Origin of the sequence: Sphingomonas sp. MMS24-J13, from assembly GCF_044905095.1 — a bacterium.
Lineage (GTDB): Bacteria > Pseudomonadota > Alphaproteobacteria > Sphingomonadales > Sphingomonadaceae > Sphingomonas_I.
The window spans coordinates 3,894,376-3,911,046 of the sequence record NZ_CP173258.1 but is presented as its reverse complement, the minus strand read 5'-3'; the positions used below and the strand labels follow the sequence as shown (position 1 = coordinate 3,911,046).

Sequence of the window (16,671 nt, the reverse complement as noted above, 5' to 3'; positions counted from 1 at the left end):
CCATGAGCGAGCGGTTCGAGCCCCGCGCCAGCGACGCGCACTGGCAGCGGGAATGGGAGGCGCGCGGCTCCTTCCATGCCGACGATAGCAGCGCCAAGCCCAAGGCCTATGTGCTGGAGATGTTCCCCTATCCGTCGGGGCGCATCCACATGGGCCACGTGCGTAACTACACGATGGGCGACGTGCTCGCGCGCTATCGGCGCATGACCGGCCATGAAGTGCTCCACCCGATGGGGTGGGACGCGTTCGGCATGCCTGCCGAGAATGCGGCGATGGAGAAAGGCGTCCACCCGGGCGCGTGGACCCGCTCGAATATCGAGGCGATGAAGGCGCAGCTGAAGCGGCTGGGTTTTGCGCTCGACTGGTCGCGCGAGCTTGCGACGTGCGAGCCCGATTATTACGGGCAGGAGCAGGCTCTGTTCCTGGACCTGTACGAAGCCGGGCTGGTCTATCGCAAGGAAAGCGCGGTCAATTGGGATCCGGTCGATATGACCGTGCTTGCCAACGAGCAGGTGATCGACGGACGCGGCTGGCGTTCGGGGGCGCTGGTCGAGCGGCGCAAGCTCTCCCAATGGTTCCTGAAGATCACCGACTTCGCCGACGAACTGCTCGACGGGCTGGATACGCTCGATCAGTGGCCCGACAAGGTGAAGCTGATGCAGGCCAACTGGATCGGTCGTTCCAAGGGCTTGCGCTTCCGCTTCGCGCTGAGCCCCGCCGTCGCGGGCGCAGCATTGGGCGTCGGGCCGACCGAGATCGGCGGCGCGATCATCGACGATTCGCCGAGCGTCGCCGCGCCGGGCATCGATTCGGTCGAAGTCTACACCACGCGCCCGGACACGATCTTCGGCGCGTCCTTCGTGGCCGTGTCGGTCGATCATCCGCTGGCGCAGGCGTTGCTGTCCACGACGGCGGGGCTGGCCGATTTCATCGAGGATTGCCGCAAGACCGGCACCGCCGCCGCCGAGATCGAGACCGCCGAAAAGAAGGGCTTCGACACCGGGCTCTCCGCGATCCATCCGCTCGATCCGGAATGGAAGCTGCCCGTCTTCATCGCGAACTTCGTGCTGATGGATTATGGCACCGGCGCCGTGTTCGGCGTGCCGGCGCACGACCAGCGCGATTACGAGTTCGCGCGCAAATATATGCTGCCGATGACGCGCGTCGTCGCCAAATCGGTCGAGCAGGCGAGCGATCCGATCGGCGCCGAGGCGGACAGCGATCCGGGCGTGATCGTCAATTCGCGCTTCCTCGACGGCATGGCATCCGAAGCCGCCAAGAGCGCGGTGATCGACCGCGCCGAGGCCGAAGGTTGGGGCCAGGGCACGACCGTCTATCGGCTGCGCGACTGGGGCGTGAGCCGCCAGCGTTACTGGGGCACCCCGATCCCGATCATCCATTGCGAGGCCTGCGGCCCGGTCGCGGTTCCCAAGGACCAGCTGCCGGTCGTGCTGCCCGAGGATGTGACCTTCGACGTTCCCGGTAACCCGCTTGAGCGGCACCCAACCTGGAAGCATGTCGACTGCCCCAGGTGCGGCGCGACCGCGCGGCGCGAGACCGACACGCTCGATACGTTCATCAATTCGAGCTGGTATTTCATCCGCTTCGCCAGCGCGCCGGCCGACAGACCGTTCGACCGCGCGATCGCCGAGCAATGGCTGCCGGTCGGCCAATATATCGGCGGGGTGGAGCATGCGATCCTGCATCTGCTTTACGCCCGCTTCTGGACGCGTGCGCTCCAGCGCGTCGGCCAGCTCGACATCGCCGAGCCCTTTACCGGCCTCTTCACGCAGGGGATGGTGACGCACGAAACCTATTTCGACGAAGGCGAGAATGGCCGGATCATCTGGTTCGGCACCGACGAGATCGACCGCCGCAGCGAGGGCGCCTTCCTGAAGGATGGCGGCCCGCAGGTGAAGGTCGGCCGCGTCGAGAAGATGTCGAAATCGAAGAAGAATACGGTCGATCCGGGCCCGATCGTCGACCATTACGGCGCCGACGCGGTGCGCTGGTTCATGCTCTCCGACAGCCCGCCCGAGCGCGATCTGCCGTGGAGCGTCGCCGGGATCGAAGGCGCGGGCCGCTTCGTCCAGCGGCTGTGGCGCGCGACGGCGGCGAGCGGCGCCGATGGCGCCGACGCTGCACTGACCCGCAAGCTGCACCAGACGATCGCCGGCGTTGCCGCCGACATCGAGGCCTTGTCGTTCAATAAGGCGGTGGCCAAGCTCTACGAACTGGTCGGCGCGATCGAGAAGGCGGCGCCATCGGCGGCACGCGACGAGGCATCGCGCACCCTGATCCAGCTCGCGGCGCCGATGGTGCCGCATATCGCCGAGGAAGCCTGGGCGCGCGCCGGTGGCGTGGGCCTGATCGCCGATGCGCCATGGCCCGACGTCGATCCGGCGATGCTGGTCGAGGACGAGGTGACGATCGCGGTCCAGGTCAACGGCAAGCTGCGCGACACGTTGTCTGCTCCGAAGGGGGCCGACAAGGCGGCGTTGGAGGCAATGGCGCTGGCATCGGACAAGATCGCGCGCGTGCTCGACGGCGCCACGCCGAAGAAGGTGATTGTCGTCCCCGATCGGCTGGTCAATATCGTCGCATGACGCGGTGGCTCGCCCCCCTGGCGCTGGGTGCCTCGCTCGCTTTGGGGGGCTGCGGGCTCCATCCGCTCTATGCCGGTGGCAGCAATGGGGTGGTCGCCAATGCGCTCGCGACGGTCGAGGTCGCGCCGATCGCCGGGCAATCGGGCTGGCTGGTGCGCAATGCGTTGAACGACCGGATCGGCGCAGCGGGCAAAGCGCCCTCACGCTACCGGCTCGAAGTCGAGCTTGACGATCAGATAACCGGCTTCGGCGTCCGCACCGACAATAGCGTGACCCGCGAGCGGCGCACCTTGCGCGCGCGCTATCGCCTGGTCGAGCAGGATAAGGGTACGGTCGTACTCGACGCCACCGCCGGATCGGATGCCGGCATCGACGTGGTCACCTCCGAATATGCCGTGATCGCCGCCGAACAAAGTGCGCTCGAACGGCTGACCGAAGAGCTGGCCGATCAGATCGTCGCGCGCGTCGCGCTCTATGCTGCGCACAACGGCAAGCCGCCGCAAGCCGCACAATGAAGCCGGCCGAGGCCGCGCTCCGCCGCGCGCTCGACAGCGCCGATCCTGCCATCCGTTTCTATCTGCTTTACGGCCCCGACGAGGCTGCCTCGCAGGCGCTCGCGATGCGGTTGGGTGTGGCACTCGGCGCCGATGCCGAGCGGATCGACCTGACCGGCCAGACCCTCAAGGGCGATCCTGCGCGGCTGGCGGACGAGGCTGCTTCGATATCCCTGTTCGGGGGCAAACGCTGGATCCGGCTCGATCCGGTAGCCGACGACGCAACCGATGCCGTCGCCGCGCTCCTCGATGCGCCGGCCGCGGGCAATCCGGTCGCCGCGATCGCCGGGGCGCTGCGCAAGGATTCGAAGCTGCTCAAGCTCGTCCAGGGCCACAAGGCGGCACTGGCGCATGCGTCCTACCTGCCCGAAGGGCGCGATGCCGATCAGCTCGTTGTCTCGCTTGGCCGTGAACTGGGCCTGCAACTACGCAACGACATCGCCCGCCGTCTCGCCGCGGCCACCGGGGGCGATCGCGCATTGATCGGTGGCGAGCTTGAGAAACTTGCCCTCTATCTGGATGCCGCGCCCGATCGGCCAAGGTCGGTCGAGCAAGAGGCGCTCGACGCGCTGGGTGCCGCGACCGAAGAAGGCGATCTCTCGCGGCTGTCGCACGCGGTCTTCGCCGGCCAGCCCGCGCTGGCCGATGCCGAACTCGCCCGGCTGGCGAGCGAGGGGGTCGAGGGCATCACCGTCATCCGCGCGCTCGGCCGTCGCGCGCTTCAACTGGCGCAATTGCGCAGCCAGATGGCGCTGGGCGAGAGCATCGATCGCGTCATGGAAACCGCGGGCCGCGCCATCTTCTGGAAGGAGCGCGACCAGATCGCTCAAGAGCTATCGCGCTGGACCCCGGACCGTCTCGCCACCGCCGTCCAGCGGCTGGCCGAGGCCGAGCGGCAGGTGAAGGCGCCGGGCTATCCGGGGCACGCGCTTGTGGAAGAGGAACTGCTGACGATAGCGCGAGCAGCCGAGCGGCGGCGGTAAAAGCCGCGACGAACCGCGCGCGATCCCATCGACACCAAACCATAACAAACGTTACAAGCTCTCTCGGAGAGGGAGCCAGGAAATGGTCGAAGCCGTTATCAATTATCTCGCGCCGATGGGTATCCGTCCGCGCTATCATGCCAATGATGCGAGCCGCGACGTGCTCGAGCTCGATCCGCGACTGATGCCGATCACCGACATGCGCGACGCGGCCGACACCCCCACCCTCGATCGTGACGGCTACCAGCTCGTGCCGCACAAGAGTGCCGTCGCGGATTTCACCGCCGGAGCCGGCGGTGCCACCTACCGGCAGGAGGTGCATGACCTGATCCTGAAATTGTCGGGCGCGGATGCAGTGGTCGTGACCAGCCCGGGCGTGCTTCGTTTCAGTGAACAATCGGCCAAATCGGGCAAGCTCGACAACTCACGCCCCGCACGCTTCATTCATATCGATATCAGCGATCCCACCGCCGAAGCGTTCGCCGCGCGTTCGACGCCCGAGGGCAAGACCGTCCGCCGCTTCTGTCACTACAATGTCTGGCGTAGCTTCTCGGGCGCGCCGCAAGACGTGCCGCTGGCGGTTTGCGACGCGCGCAGCGTCGCGGCCCCCGATCTGGTTGCGGCCGACGCGGTGTTCGACAAGCCGGGCGCACCGGAATGGTCGTTCGAGGGGCTGTGCGTGCTTCACAATCCGGCGCACCGCTGGTTCTACTTCCGCGATATGTCGCCTGACGAGGCGCTGGTGTTCAAAACCAACGACAGCGACCGCGCCTTCGCCCACAATGTGCCGCACAGCGCGTTTAACGATCCCACTGCGCCGGAAGGAACCCATCCGCGGGCGTCGATCGAGGCGCGCGGCATCGCGTTCTGGTTTGAGTGAGAAATCCTCCCCAGCAAAGCTGGGGAGGGGAACCATCGCATAGCGATAGTGGCGGGGCCGCCGTCGAAGACGGCGGTTACACCGCCGCCCCTCCTCCACCAGCCTACGGCTGGCGGTCCCCCTCCCCGAGCTTCGCTCAGGAGGGATCTTATTCCGTCTCGTCTTTGTACTTCAGCTCCAGATAGCGCTGCTGGGTCGCCAGGCGGTGGAGATCGCCGCTCGCGAGATTGCTGCTCATCTCGGCCAATTGCCCGTCGATCACGCCCAGCGCCTCCGCCAATTGCTTGTCGGGCGAGGGGTAGCCGTCGCGTTCCACCCGGCGGAGATTCTGCGGCACGCGGGTGTACCCGTCGATCAACTCGGGCAGCTCTACGCTCAGCAATTTCCGGACCTCGGCCGCTGCGGGTTCGCGTGGATCGAGCCCAACCAGCTGCGGGCCGAGCTGTTCGAGTTTGAGGCCGATCCCATCGGCCAGCCGCTGCGCCGGGGCGGGCAAAGCCGGGCGTTGACGTTGAAGCCACGCCTCGGTCTTCTGCGGCAAAAGCGCGACATCGCTGGTCGCAGCCAGGCTCTGAACCGTCTCGGCCGGCTCGTGGCTCATCGCGAGGATCACGACCCATGAGATCACGATCAGGATCAGGGCGGCCAGGAAGCCCATCTGGCCGATCGGGACGAAAGCGCCGACAATCCCGGCGGCCAACATGATCGCCAGCGTCGCACCGATGATTCGCATGACGGCGCGCACCATCGCACGGTTGCGCCGCTCGCGCTGGCGCTGGGCCAGCCGGCGGCCTTCGGGCGAGACGCGCTGGAGCAACGCCTCGGCATCGGCGACGACACGATCGGAATTGACCATCAGAGCGCCTTGAATGGATCTTCGGCGGGGGTAGCGGCGCCGGATGTGAGCCGGGCCTGCGCCGCGCCTTCGGCCCGAGCGATATAGCCGCGCGATTTCTCGACCTCGCTGGACAGGCTGTTGACCGTGGTCTTCATCGAGCTGAGCGCCTCCAGCTTGAAGCGATCGACCGCGTCCATCGTATCGTAGATATTCTGGAAAGCACGCTGCAGCGTTTCGAGCGGGATGGTCGAGGAGGCTGCCTGCTGGTGGATCTGCGCGGTCTGGTCGCGCAGCATCTGGCCGGTCGAATCGATGATGTTGGCGGTGGTGGTGTTGAGCTGGGTGATCTGTTCGAGCACCAGTTTCTGCCCGACCAAAGCCTGGGCCACCGTCACTGCGGTGCGCAGCGCGGCGACGGTGGTGGTCGATGCGCGATCGACCCCCTTCATCAGCTCGACATTGTTCTTCTTGACCAGATCGAGCGCCAGATAGCCCTGCACCGTCACCGCCATCTGCGTCAGCAGATCCTGATGGCGCTGGCGCACATAGAACAAGGCGGTCTCGCGGATCGCCTTGGCCTTGGCCGGATCGCTCGTGTCGAGATCGTTCGCCTTGTTCTCCAGCATCGTATCGGCGGTCTGGGCATAATGAATCATCTGCTCGAGCCGGCTCATCGCGGCCCACAGGGCCTGCCGCTCGGTATCGATCGCGGCATTGTCCTTGAGCAGCTCATCCTTGCCGTTGGCGAGCGAGACCAAGATCGCGGAAATGTGGCTCTGCGAGCTCTTATAGCTGTCGAAATAATTCTTCAGCTTGTTGCCGAACGGGATGATCCCGAACAATTTGCGCGGCGCGAGCAGATTGCCCTTCTTGACCGGATCGAGTTCCTCGATCGTGCGGCGGAGCTGGGCGAGATCGGCACCGACCCCGCTATCCCCGTCCATCGCGCGCACCGGTCGATCGAGGAACCGGTTCGACTGGCCCGCCGCCTCGCGGATCTCCTTCGCGCCGAGATTGGAAATCGTATCGACGCGCTTGCCGAATTCGGGCGAATTGGCATCAAGTTCGGCGAGTTGATCCACGAACACGCTGACGCGCTCGGCGATTTCGGATTTCTTGCCTTCCTCGATCGGCACCAACCCGGCCGCCTTGGCGGGCGCGATCGCCTGCACCGGCGTCGGCGGGGTCAGGACCAGATCGTCTGTCTTCGTATCGGTCGCGGTCGTCGCCAAAATTCATCTCCACCCGAGGCGTCCCCAAGATAAGGGGCAAGTGGTGTTTTATTCAAGTGATACGGCTGAGAAGCCTATCCTAAGCCCCGCGCCCGATTACCTTGTCCGCCACAAACGGATTGGTCTGCCGCTCATGGCCGAAGCTCGACATCGGCCCATGACCACAGACGAACTGAGTATCGTCGCCCAGCGGCCACAATTTCTGCGTGATCGCGTCGAGCAATTGCTGATGGTTGCCGCGCGGGAAATCGGTGCGGCCGATCGACCCCTGGAAGATCACGTCGCCGACGAACGCGAGCTGCGAAGCCGCATGGTGGAAAACGACATGGCCCGGCGTGTGGCCGGGGCAGTGGATCACGTCGAAGGTCAGTTCGCCGACCGTGACCGTATCGCCATCCACCAGCCAACGATCGGGCTCGAACGGGCGCGCCTCGATCCCGAAGCGTGGGCCGTCCTCCTTGAGGCCAGCGATCCAGAAGCGATCCTCCTCGTGCGGGCCCTCGATCGGCACGCCAAGATCCTCGGCAAGGAAGCCGACCCCGCCGCAATGATCGGCATGGCCGTGCGTCACGAGCAGTTTCTCGATCGTCACGCCGGCCTGCTCCGCCGCCGCCTTGAGCCGCGGCAGTTCGCCGCCGGCATCGATGAAGGCACCGCGCATCGTCTTCGTGCACCAGACGAGCGTGCAATTCTGCTGGAAGGGCGTGACCGGAATGATCGCGGCGCGCAGCGGAAGATCGGGGGTGGCCATGAGGCGGAGATGGCGCGGATGCGGCCCCGGCACAAGCGCCGGCCGCGACCTTCTGCATTGCCGCACGGCGCGCCAGGGGGCAGAGGCAGCGGACGATGCTTCCGACCGATGCCCCCTTCGTCCTGCTCGACGATGCCCGTGAGGGCGGCGCGCAGACGCTCTACCGCGATCCGGTGGAGATCGTCAGCGCCCGCACACCCGAAGAGGTGCGTGCGGCGCTGGCACGGCTGCGCGGCGCGCTCGACGAAGGCCATCATGCCGCCGGATGGATCGGCTATGAGGCGGGCCACGCGCTCGATGCCAAGCTGACGCCGCTCGCCATTTCCTCGGAGCCGGACGCGCCGTGGCTGTTATGGTTCGGCCTGTTCGAGCGGGCCGAAACACTCCCCGCCGGCGCGCTGGAGGCGATGCTGCCCGACCCGGCCGGCGGCTGGGCGGGCCAACCCCGTCCACTGATCACCCGCGCCGATTATGAGGTGGCGCTGGATCGAACCAAGACGCTGATCGCCGCCGGTGACATCTATCAGGCCAATCTGAGTTTCCGCGCGACGGTGGCGACGATGGGTTCGCCGCTCGCGCTTTACGCCCGCATGCGCGCCCAGAGCGGCGCGGGGTGGGGCGGAATCGTCCATGACGGGCGGCATTGGCTGCTGTCGCTCTCGCCCGAACTCTTTTTCAGGATCGAAGGCTCGCGCATTGCGGCGCGGCCGATGAAGGGCACTGCCCCGCGCGGCCGCACCCCGGCCGAAGACGATGCCTATGCCGCGCGCCTCGCCGCCGACCCCAAGGAGCGCGCGGAAAATCTGATGATCGTCGATCTGCTGCGCAACGACATCTCTCGGGTCGCGCGCGCCGGCAGCGTGGTGGTGCCCGAACTGTTCGCGGTCGAGCGCTATCCGACGATCCAGCAGATGGTGTCCGAGGTCGAGGCCGAACTGGCACCGGGCCGCGACGCGATCGACGTGATCGAGGCGCTTTTCCCGTGCGGATCGATCACCGGCGCGCCCAAGATCCGCGCGATGGAGATCATTGACGCGGTCGAGGCCGATGCGCGCGGCCCTTATACCGGCGCGATCGGACATCTCGGCCCCGATGGGTCGGCAGTGTTCAACGTCGCGATCCGCACCCTGGTGCTGGAGGAGGGCGCGGATGAAGCGCGGATCGGGCTGGGGTCGGCGGTGGTGGCGGATTCGACCGCTGACGGCGAATGGCGCGAATGCCTCGCCAAGGGCGCGTTCGTGACCGCCGGCCAACGCCCGTTCGACCTGATCGAGACGATGCGCTTCGATCCGCTCGACGGGATCGTCGAGCTCGAACGCCATATCGCGCGACTCGGCCGAAGCGCCCGCGCCTTCGGCTTCCGGTTCGATCGCCACGAAGTGCGCAATGAGCTCCATGCCGCCACCTTCCGTCTGCTCGACGCGAGCCGGGTGCGGCTGCTGCTGAGTCCGAGCGGTGCGATCTCGATCGAGGCGCGGCCGATGCCACCGGAGCCGGCCACGCCCGTCGCGGTCCGGATCGTACCGTTGCCGGTCGATCCGGCCGATTTCCGGCTGAAGCACAAGACCACCGCTCGCGCCTTTTACGACGAAGCACGTCACGCGGCGGGCAGTTTCGAGATCCTGTTCGAACGGCCTGACGGCTTCCTGACCGAGGGCAGTTTCACCAACCTGTTCGTGCCGCGCGAGGGTCAATTGCTGACGCCGCCGCTTGCACGCGGACTGTTGCCCGGCATCCTGCGCGAGACGCTGCTCGCCTCGGGCGAGGCCATCGAAGGCGATCTGACCGCCAGCGACCTGCGCGACGGCTTCTATATCGGCAACGCACTGCGCGGGTTGATCGCGGCGCGACTGATCTAAGGTTGCCCCCGCCGAAACGACCGGGCTATAGCGCCCGCGCCTCAGCCAAGAGAGTGATCCCCATGAGCCTGATTTCGGCCGCGCTCGGCCGCATAAGCCCTTCGCCCACGCTGGCGATGACCACCCGCACGCTCGAGCTCAAAGCCCAGGGGATCGACGTGATCGGCCTCGGCGCGGGCGAGCCCGATTTCGATACGCCCGATTTCGTCAAGGAGGCCGCGATCGAGGCGATTCGCGCCGGCAAGACGAAATACACCAACGTCGACGGCACCGCCGAGCTGAAGGCCGCCGTGGTCGCCAAGTTCAAGCGCGACAATGGGCTGGACTATACGACCCAGCAGATCAGCATCAACGTCGGCGGCAAGCACACGCTCTTCAATGCGCTCGTCGCGACGGTCGAGGCCGGCGACGAGGTGATCATCCCGGCGCCTTACTGGGTGTCCTATCCCGATATCGTCCAATTTTGCGGCGGCACCCCCGTGATCGTGTCGGCGGGCGCTAACCAGGGCTACAAGATCAGCCCGGAGCAGCTCGATGCGGCGATCACGCCCGCGACCAAGTGGCTGATCCTCAACTCGCCGTCCAACCCGACGGGGGCGGCCTATTCCGAGGATGAGCTCAAGGCGCTGGGCGAAGTGCTGCTGCGCCACCCGCATGTGTGGGTGATGGCCGACGATATGTACGAGCATATCACGTACGGCGGCTTCAAGTTCACCACGATCGCGCAGGTCGTACCCGAACTGTACGAGCGCACCCTGACGGTGAACGGCTGCTCCAAGGCCTATGCCATGACCGGCTGGCGCATCGGCTTTGCCGGCGGGCCTTTGCCTGTGATCAAGGCGATGATGAAGCTCCAGTCGCAGTCGACCTCGAATCCCTGCTCGATCGCGCAGGCGGCGGCGACCGCGGCGCTCAACGGCCCACAGGACTTCCTGAAGGAACGTAACGACGCGTTCGAGCGGCGGCGCGACCTGGTCGTGTCGATGCTCAACCAGGTCAATGGCATCCACTGCCCGCGGCCCGACGGCGCGTTCTACGTCTATCCCGACGTGTCGGGCCTGATCGGCAAGGCACTGCCCGATGGCCGCGTGATGGCGACCGACGAGGATCTGGTGAACTATTTCCTCGACGACGCGCGCGTCGCCGCGGTCCATGGCGCCGCTTTCGGTCTCTCGCCGGCCTTCCGCGTGAGCTACGCGACATCGGAGGAACTGCTGACCCAGGCTTGCGAGCGCATCCAGACCGCCTGCTCGGCGCTGCGATAATATCCCCGGCGAGTGACGGGAAATCCCCCGTCACTCGCCATTCAGGCGAAACGCATTATATTTGCTCCAGTTCTTTGGAGTAGGTCGATGCAAACCGTCTTTTCACGTCTGTTGATCGGCGCCGCTTCGCTCGGCATCGCCGTCGCCATGGTATCCGGAACCCAGTCGCTCGCGGCCGAGACCAACATTCTCGCCCCCGTTCCGGCCGTTTCCGTGCCCTCCACTGCCACGTCCGAAACCGCCGTTTTCGCGGGCGGCTGCTTCTGGGGCGTGCAGGGCGTGTTCCAGCATGTGAAGGGCGTTACATCGGCCGTGTCGGGCTTCACCGGCGGTTCGAGCGATACCGCCCATTATGAGCGCGTGTCGCAGGGTGATACCGGCCATGCCGAATCGGTGCGCGTCACGTTCGATCCGCGCGTCGTTTCCTACGCCGATCTCCTGCGCATCTATTTCTCGGTGGTCGCCGATCCGACCCAGCTCAACCGTCAGGGCCCCGACCAGGGCACGCAATATCGCTCGGCGCTCTTCCCGAACAGTGCGGCCCAACTCAAGGTGGCCAACGCCTATCTCGCGCAACTCCGCGCGGCGAAGATCTGGCAGCAGCCGATCGTGACGAAGATCGAGAAGGCACAGCCCTTTTATCCGGCCGAGGGCTATCATCAGGATTACCTGACCCTTCACCCGACCGCGCCCTATATCGTCTATAACGACATCCCGAAGGTGAAGGCGCTCAAGCAACTCTACCCGCAATCGTGGCGTGAAAAGCCGGTGCTGGTGAACGGTTGAGTTCGAACGGCTCGGGATTACGCCGCCAACGGGAACCGTAGCAGCCGATCCTCGACCGCCACCAACGCCTGCGCCGGCCGGCCGACGATCCGCACGATCGCGGGATCGTCGGCGTCCATGCCGCCGGTCAGCGCGCCGAACGCCGGCAATATCAGCTTGGTGCCGCTCGCGACGAAGCAGCGCCGCGCGACATGCCGCCCGCGGAAGCGCAGGCGCAATTTCGGATGGAAATGGCCAGATAATTCGGGGCGTATGTCCCTGGGATCGGCCTCGTGCCGTAGCACCAGTCCATCGATCACCGCCTCTTCGGCGATCACGCCGCCGCAATGATCGATCAGCCCCGCATCGTGATTGCCGGTGATCCAGGTCCAGCGGGTCGCATGAGTCAGCGCGGTCAGCCGCTCGCGCGCCTCCAGCCCCAGCCTTTCGCAGCCGGCCTTGTCGTGGAAGCTATCGCCCAGGCACCAGATCTCGCGCGCCTGCGTGCTGGCTTGAAGCGATGCCAGCTCGGTCAGCGTCGCGATCGAATTGTAAGGCGGCAGCATCTGCCCGCCGCGCGCATACCAGCTCGCTTTCTCGAGGTGGAGATCGGCGACCAGCAGGGCCTCCCGCGCAGGCCAATAAAGCGCGCCTGCCCCCACGACCGCGAGCTCGACACCACAGAACGAAAAGCGAACCATGCCCCGCTATAAGGCGCTGGACTCGATCCACGCAACCGGCTGTGGCGACGCGATGGCAGGCTTCCCATATATCATACTGGCGCGCCTTTCCTTTTCGCCCGTCAGCGGCTAAGGCGGCGCGCCTTTTCGACATTCAATATTTGAGGACTTCGCTTGGCGAAAGAAGAACTGCTGGAAATGCGCGGTCAGGTGGTGGAGCTCCTGCCCAACGCCATGTTCCGCGTGAAGCTCGAGAACGACCATGAAATACTGGGTCATACCGCCGGCAAGATGCGCAAGAATTGCATCCGCGTGCTGGTCGGCGACGAGGTACTGGTCGAACTGACTCCTTATGATTTGACCAAGGGTCGGATCACCTACCGTTTCAAATAAGCGGTTTCGGCTCCCGGGCCTTACGATTCCCGCTCGTTCGGGAATCACGATATTCAGAGACCCATGCGCCTGATCCTCGCTTCCGCCAGCCCGCGCCGGCTCGATCTGCTGGCCCGTCTCGGCGTCGCGGTCGCAGCGGTCGACCCCGCCCATATCGACGAGACACCGCGCCCAGGCGAATTGCCGCCGCGCTATGCCGAGCGTATCGCAGCCGAGAAAGCCGCGGCGGTGGCGCCGCGCCATCCCGGATCGATCATCCTCGCCGCGGATACGGTCGTCGCGGCCGGGCGCCGTATCCTGCCCAAGGCCGAAGATGCCGGCCAGGTGCGGGCTTGCCTTAAGCTGCTGTCGGGCCGGCGTCATCGCGTGCTGAGCGCGGTGACGGTGATCGATGCGGCCGGCACGGCGCGTCATCGGCTGTCGACCACCATCGTCACCTTCGGCCCTCTCTCGGCGGCCACGATCGAGGCTTATGCCGCGTGCGGCGAGGGCGTCGGCAAGGCGGGCGGCTATGCCATCCAGGGGCGGGCGGAAGCGTTCGTGCGCCAATTGGCCGGCAGCCATTCGGGCGTCGTGGGGCTGCCCCTGTTCGAAACGCGCGCCCTGCTGATCGCTGCCGGGCTGGCTTTTGGCTGAGTGGCTCTACGAGGCCGGTATCGGCGAGGCGCGCGCCGCGCTGGTCGAGCGCGGCGATATCGTCGAGATGGCGGTCGAACGCGACAATGAACGCGGCCCTCGCGCCGGCGCCATCGTCACGGCGCGCCTGACCCGCAAGGCCGACGCCTCGGGCCGCGGGCTCGTCACCCTGGCCGATGGCGCGACGGCGCAGCTTACCCCCGTTCCCGCCGGCCTGACCGAAGGTTCGGCTTTGCTGGTGGAGATCAGCCGCGAAGCCCTGCCCGAGGGCACCGGCGTCAAGCCGCCGCGCGCGCGCATCGCCCCACACGGCGCAAGGCCGGCGGCCGGGCCCGATCTGCTCGCGCGGATCACGGCAAGCGGGGTTTCGGTACGGCATATCAGTCGCGGGCCTGACCTGCTCGAGCAAAATGGATGGTCGGAAGCGCTCGAAGAGGCCGCCAGCGGCATCGTTGCACGCCCGCAGGCCATGCTGCGTATTTCGCTCACCCCGGCGATGACCCTGATCGACGTCGACGGCGCGGGCAGTGCGGCCGATCTGGCGATCGCAGGCGCGCGACTGGCGGGTGAAACCATCCGCCGTTTCGCCATCGCCGGATCGATCGGCATCGATCTGCCGACATTGACCGGCAAGGCCGAGCGCCAGGCTGCTGCGGCCGCGCTCGATGCAGTGCTGCCCCAGCCGTTCGAGCGCACCGGGGTCAACGGCTTCGGCTTCCTGCAGATCGTGCGCCGCAAAGTCCGGCCGTCACTGCCCGATCGGCTTGCCGCCGATCCCCTTCTGGCGGCAGCGCTTGCTTTGCTCCGACAGGCCGAACGCGCGACCGGCCATGGCGCGCTGACGATCCAGGCGCATCCCGCCGTCATCGCCCGAATCGAATCACGACAGGACTGGCTCGATATGCTGACGACGCGCATTGGCGCGACGGTTGGCTTGCGGGAGGATGCCCGGCTCGCCATATCTGGGGGACATGCCAGCCGCTCCCAATCCTGATCGCGCATCGCGCGGCACGACCTGTCCCTATTGCGGGCAGCCTACAGTCGCCGCGCACCGCCCCTTCTGCAGCCAGGGCTGCCGCGACCGCGACCTGATCGAGTGGCTTTCGGAGGGCTATCGGATCCCCGGCGCGCCGGTCGAGGACGAGGATGCCAAAGATTTGAACGATAGCGGGCTGGACAGCTAAGCAACCACGCCTCTATAGGCCCCCTTCCCAACCGCTCCCGCATGTGCCCAGGTAGCTCAGTTGGTAGAGCACGTGACTGAAAATCACGGTGTCGGCGGTTCAATTCCGTCCCTGGGCACCATCCTTCCCGATGGTTCGAAACATGCAGCTGGAGCTCCACGTTTGGCTTTCGTCGCATTCTGCGATTGATTCGCATTAGAAGCGACGATAGGCGTTTTGCATGATCGTCATTCCCGGCGTGCTCGCGCACGACCAGCTGGAAATCATGCGCACACGGCTGTCCGCGGCCGAATGGACCGATGGCAATGCCACCTCGGGCCACCAGTCGGCCGGTGCCAAGCGCAATTGCCAGCTGCCCGAAAATAGCGCCGATGCGCGCGCGCTTGGCGAGGTGGTACTCGGCGCGCTCTCGCGATCGCCCTTGTTCGTCGCGGCGGCGCTGCCGCTCCGCGTCTACCCGCCCTTGTTCAATCGCTATCAGACCGGCGACGGCTTCGGCGATCATATCGACAGCGCGATCCGGATTCGCCCAGGGACCGACCTGCGCGTCCGCACCGATCTCTCCGCCACGCTCTTCCTCAACGATCCGGACGAGTATGACGGCGGCGAACTCGTTGCCGAGGGCCAGCCGCCGGTGAAGCTGCCGGCGGGTGACATGGTTCTCTACCCTGCCACCACGGTGCATCGGGTGACGCCGGTCACGCGGGGCACGCGGATCGCGAGCTTTTTCTGGATCCAGTCGATGGTGCGCGACGGCCAAGCCCGCGCGATGCTGCTCGATCTCGACCGGTCGGTTCAGGAATTGTCGGTGATCGCAGGCGCCCAGGCGCCCGCGGTCGTGCGGCTGACGGGACTCTATCACAATTTGCTGCGGCGGTGGGCGGACCTTTGAGCGAAGCTACGAAGGTGAGCGTCGCGCCGCGACCGCCGAAGAGGAAATTGCGCGCCTGGTGGCTCAAGCAACTCCATACCTGGCACTGGATGAGCGCGGCCGTGTCGCTGATGGGCATGCTGCTGTTCGCGATCACGGGCCTGACGCTCAACCACGCCGAATTGATCAGCGCCAAGCCCACCGTCACGCATCGTAGCGCGCGGCTCGATGCCGCCTTGCTGCCGTTGCTGGCCAAGGCGGCCGAAGAGAAGGCGCCTTCTCTGCCTGTGCCGGTGGTGTCGCGGGTCAAGGCACTGATCCACCTCAACACCGGCGGTCGCAGCGTCGAATGGTCCGAGGACGAAGCCTATGTCGCGGTGCCGCGCCCGGGCGGCGACGCCTGGGTCAGCATCGCTCGCGCCGATGGCAAGATCGAGAGCGAAGTCACCAATCGCGGCTGGATATCCTACCTCAACGATCTCCACAAAGGCCGCAATTCGGGCTCGACCTGGTTCTGGTTCATCGATGCCTTCGCGGTCGCCTGCATCATCTTCACCGCCACCGGGCTGCTCCTGCTCCAACTCCATGCGCGCCATCGCCCCTCGACCTGGCCGCTGGTCGGGCTCGGGCTGATCGTTCCCGTCATTCTCGCCATCCTGTTCATCCATTGAAGGGCCGCTATCCATGAAGACCGCGCCATTGCTCATCGCCGGATTGATCGCCGGCCCCGCCTCGGCCGCCGGCACGATCAGCATCACCCTGCCCCGGCTCGACGTGGCCGAATATCATCGGCCCTACCTCGCCGCCTGGATCGAGCCCGCCGCCGGCGGCGCGCCGCAGACTTTGCTCGTCTGGTACGATGTGAAGAAGGCGGGTGCGGAGCCCGGCACCAAGTGGCTTGCCGACATGCGCACCTGGTGGCGCAAGGCGGGGCGGACGATGAAGATTCCGGCCGATGGCGTCAGCGGAGCGACCCGCACGCCCGGCACCTACCAGATTCCGCTGCCCAATTCGGTCAAGCCCGGTGCCTACACGCTTTATGTCGAATCGGCGCGCGAGGCGGGCGGGCGCGAGGTCGTCTCGCTGCCGATCACGGTGCCGGCCAAGGCCGCCTCGGTGCGCGGCAAGACCGAACTCGGCATCATCGCCGTCTCCCCTCGCTGAAGGACCGCAT

Annotated in this window: 18 protein-coding genes and 1 tRNA gene; 15 read left to right on the top strand and 4 right to left on the bottom strand. The window is 66.2% G+C overall.

The window, feature by feature from the left end; all coding sequences use genetic code 11:
• Positions 1–2: 2 nt before the first annotated feature.
• The 4 genes from leuS to AB4Z44_RS17870 all read left to right on the top strand — a co-directional run bounded on the left by leuS (position 3) and on the right by AB4Z44_RS17870 (position 5,023).
• Positions 3–2,606 carry a leucine--tRNA ligase gene (gene leuS / locus AB4Z44_RS17885; protein ID WP_404711030.1) on the top strand — a complete coding sequence of 868 codons (2,604 nt, stop codon included), beginning with the start codon at positions 3–5 and terminating at the stop codon, positions 2,604–2,606.
• Positions 2,603–3,121, top strand: a complete 519-nt coding sequence (lptE, locus tag AB4Z44_RS17880; RefSeq protein ID WP_404711029.1) for an LPS assembly lipoprotein LptE — start codon at positions 2,603–2,605, stop codon at positions 3,119–3,121. Before leuS ends, lptE begins: the two co-directional genes overlap by 4 nt.
• Complete coding sequence (holA, locus tag AB4Z44_RS17875) at positions 3,118–4,143, top strand: DNA polymerase III subunit delta (protein ID WP_404711028.1); 1,026 nt, start codon at positions 3,118–3,120, stop codon at positions 4,141–4,143. The genes lptE and holA overlap by 4 nt, the downstream gene beginning before the upstream one ends.
• Before the next feature lie 82 nt (positions 4,144–4,225).
• Positions 4,226–5,023: a CmcJ/NvfI family oxidoreductase gene (locus tag AB4Z44_RS17870; protein ID WP_404711027.1), complete on the top strand. Its 798-nt coding sequence runs from the start codon at positions 4,226–4,228 to the stop codon at positions 5,021–5,023.
• Positions 5,024–5,171: 148 nt separating this feature from the next.
• Here the strand turns inward: AB4Z44_RS17870 and AB4Z44_RS17865 are convergent, their stop codons facing one another.
• The 3 genes from AB4Z44_RS17865 to AB4Z44_RS17855 all read right to left on the bottom strand — a co-directional run bounded on the left by AB4Z44_RS17865 (position 5,172) and on the right by AB4Z44_RS17855 (position 7,844).
• Entirely contained in the window at positions 5,172–5,879 is a 708-nt protein-coding gene (locus AB4Z44_RS17865) for a hypothetical protein (RefSeq protein WP_404711026.1), read from the bottom strand.
• Positions 5,879–7,093 carry a toxic anion resistance protein gene (locus tag AB4Z44_RS17860; RefSeq protein ID WP_404711025.1) on the bottom strand — a complete coding sequence of 405 codons (1,215 nt, stop codon included), beginning with the start codon at positions 7,091–7,093 and terminating at the stop codon, positions 5,879–5,881. The genes AB4Z44_RS17865 and AB4Z44_RS17860 overlap by 1 nt, the downstream gene beginning before the upstream one ends.
• 79 nt (positions 7,094–7,172) lie before the next feature.
• Positions 7,173–7,844, bottom strand: a complete 672-nt coding sequence (locus tag AB4Z44_RS17855; protein WP_404711024.1) for an MBL fold metallo-hydrolase — start codon at positions 7,842–7,844, stop codon at positions 7,173–7,175.
• A 95-nt stretch (positions 7,845–7,939) separates the two neighbouring features.
• On the opposite strand from AB4Z44_RS17855, the gene pabB reads away from it, so the two are divergent.
• The 3 genes from pabB (at position 7,940) to msrA (ending at position 11,754) form a co-directional block, all read left to right on the top strand.
• The gene (gene pabB, locus AB4Z44_RS17850; protein WP_404711023.1) at positions 7,940–9,703 is read left to right on the top strand and encodes an aminodeoxychorismate synthase component I; all 1,764 of its coding nucleotides are present in this window, start codon (positions 7,940–7,942) and stop codon (positions 9,701–9,703) included.
• A 62-nt stretch (positions 9,704–9,765) separates the two neighbouring features.
• The gene (locus tag AB4Z44_RS17845) at positions 9,766–10,968 is read left to right on the top strand and encodes a pyridoxal phosphate-dependent aminotransferase (protein ID WP_404711022.1); all 1,203 of its coding nucleotides are present in this window, start codon (positions 9,766–9,768) and stop codon (positions 10,966–10,968) included.
• Between the two features lie 87 nt (positions 10,969–11,055).
• The gene (gene msrA / locus AB4Z44_RS17840; RefSeq protein WP_404711021.1) at positions 11,056–11,754 is read left to right on the top strand and encodes a peptide-methionine (S)-S-oxide reductase MsrA; all 699 of its coding nucleotides are present in this window, start codon (positions 11,056–11,058) and stop codon (positions 11,752–11,754) included.
• Positions 11,755–11,771: 17 nt separating this feature from the next.
• On the opposite strand, the gene pdeM is transcribed toward msrA, so the two are convergent.
• Positions 11,772–12,434, bottom strand: coding sequence for a ligase-associated DNA damage response endonuclease PdeM (pdeM, locus tag AB4Z44_RS17835; protein WP_404711020.1), 663 nt, complete (start codon positions 12,432–12,434; stop codon positions 11,772–11,774).
• A 153-nt stretch (positions 12,435–12,587) separates the two neighbouring features.
• On the opposite strand from pdeM, the gene infA reads away from it, so the two are divergent.
• The 8 genes from infA to AB4Z44_RS17795 all read left to right on the top strand — a co-directional run bounded on the left by infA (position 12,588) and on the right by AB4Z44_RS17795 (position 16,661).
• Positions 12,588–12,806, top strand: a complete 219-nt coding sequence (gene infA / locus AB4Z44_RS17830) for a translation initiation factor IF-1 (RefSeq protein WP_404711019.1) — start codon at positions 12,588–12,590, stop codon at positions 12,804–12,806.
• A 63-nt stretch (positions 12,807–12,869) separates the two neighbouring features.
• On the top strand, positions 12,870–13,442 hold the full coding sequence (locus AB4Z44_RS17825) for a Maf family protein (RefSeq protein WP_404711018.1): 573 nt from the start codon (positions 12,870–12,872) through the stop codon (positions 13,440–13,442).
• Positions 13,435–14,436 (top strand): ribonuclease, encoded by a 1,002-nt coding sequence (locus tag AB4Z44_RS17820; RefSeq protein ID WP_404711017.1) that lies wholly within the window; start codon positions 13,435–13,437, stop codon positions 14,434–14,436. The genes AB4Z44_RS17825 and AB4Z44_RS17820 overlap by 8 nt, the downstream gene beginning before the upstream one ends.
• On the top strand, positions 14,414–14,626 hold the full coding sequence (locus AB4Z44_RS17815) for a DNA gyrase inhibitor YacG (protein ID WP_404711016.1): 213 nt from the start codon (positions 14,414–14,416) through the stop codon (positions 14,624–14,626). The genes AB4Z44_RS17820 and AB4Z44_RS17815 overlap by 23 nt, the downstream gene beginning before the upstream one ends.
• Positions 14,627–14,671: 45 nt before the next feature.
• Positions 14,672–14,747, top strand: a tRNA-Phe gene (locus AB4Z44_RS17810).
• A 99-nt stretch (positions 14,748–14,846) separates the two neighbouring features.
• On the top strand, positions 14,847–15,518 hold the full coding sequence (locus AB4Z44_RS17805; protein WP_404711015.1) for a Fe2+-dependent dioxygenase: 672 nt from the start codon (positions 14,847–14,849) through the stop codon (positions 15,516–15,518).
• A complete protein-coding gene (locus AB4Z44_RS17800) occupies positions 15,515–16,168 on the top strand; it encodes a PepSY-associated TM helix domain-containing protein (RefSeq protein ID WP_404711014.1) in 654 nt (217 codons plus the stop codon). The genes AB4Z44_RS17805 and AB4Z44_RS17800 overlap by 4 nt, the downstream gene beginning before the upstream one ends.
• A gap of 13 nt (positions 16,169–16,181) precedes the next feature.
• Positions 16,182–16,661, top strand: a complete 480-nt coding sequence (locus AB4Z44_RS17795) for a DUF2271 domain-containing protein (RefSeq protein ID WP_404711013.1) — start codon at positions 16,182–16,184, stop codon at positions 16,659–16,661.
• The last annotated feature ends 10 nt before the right edge of the window (positions 16,662–16,671 follow it).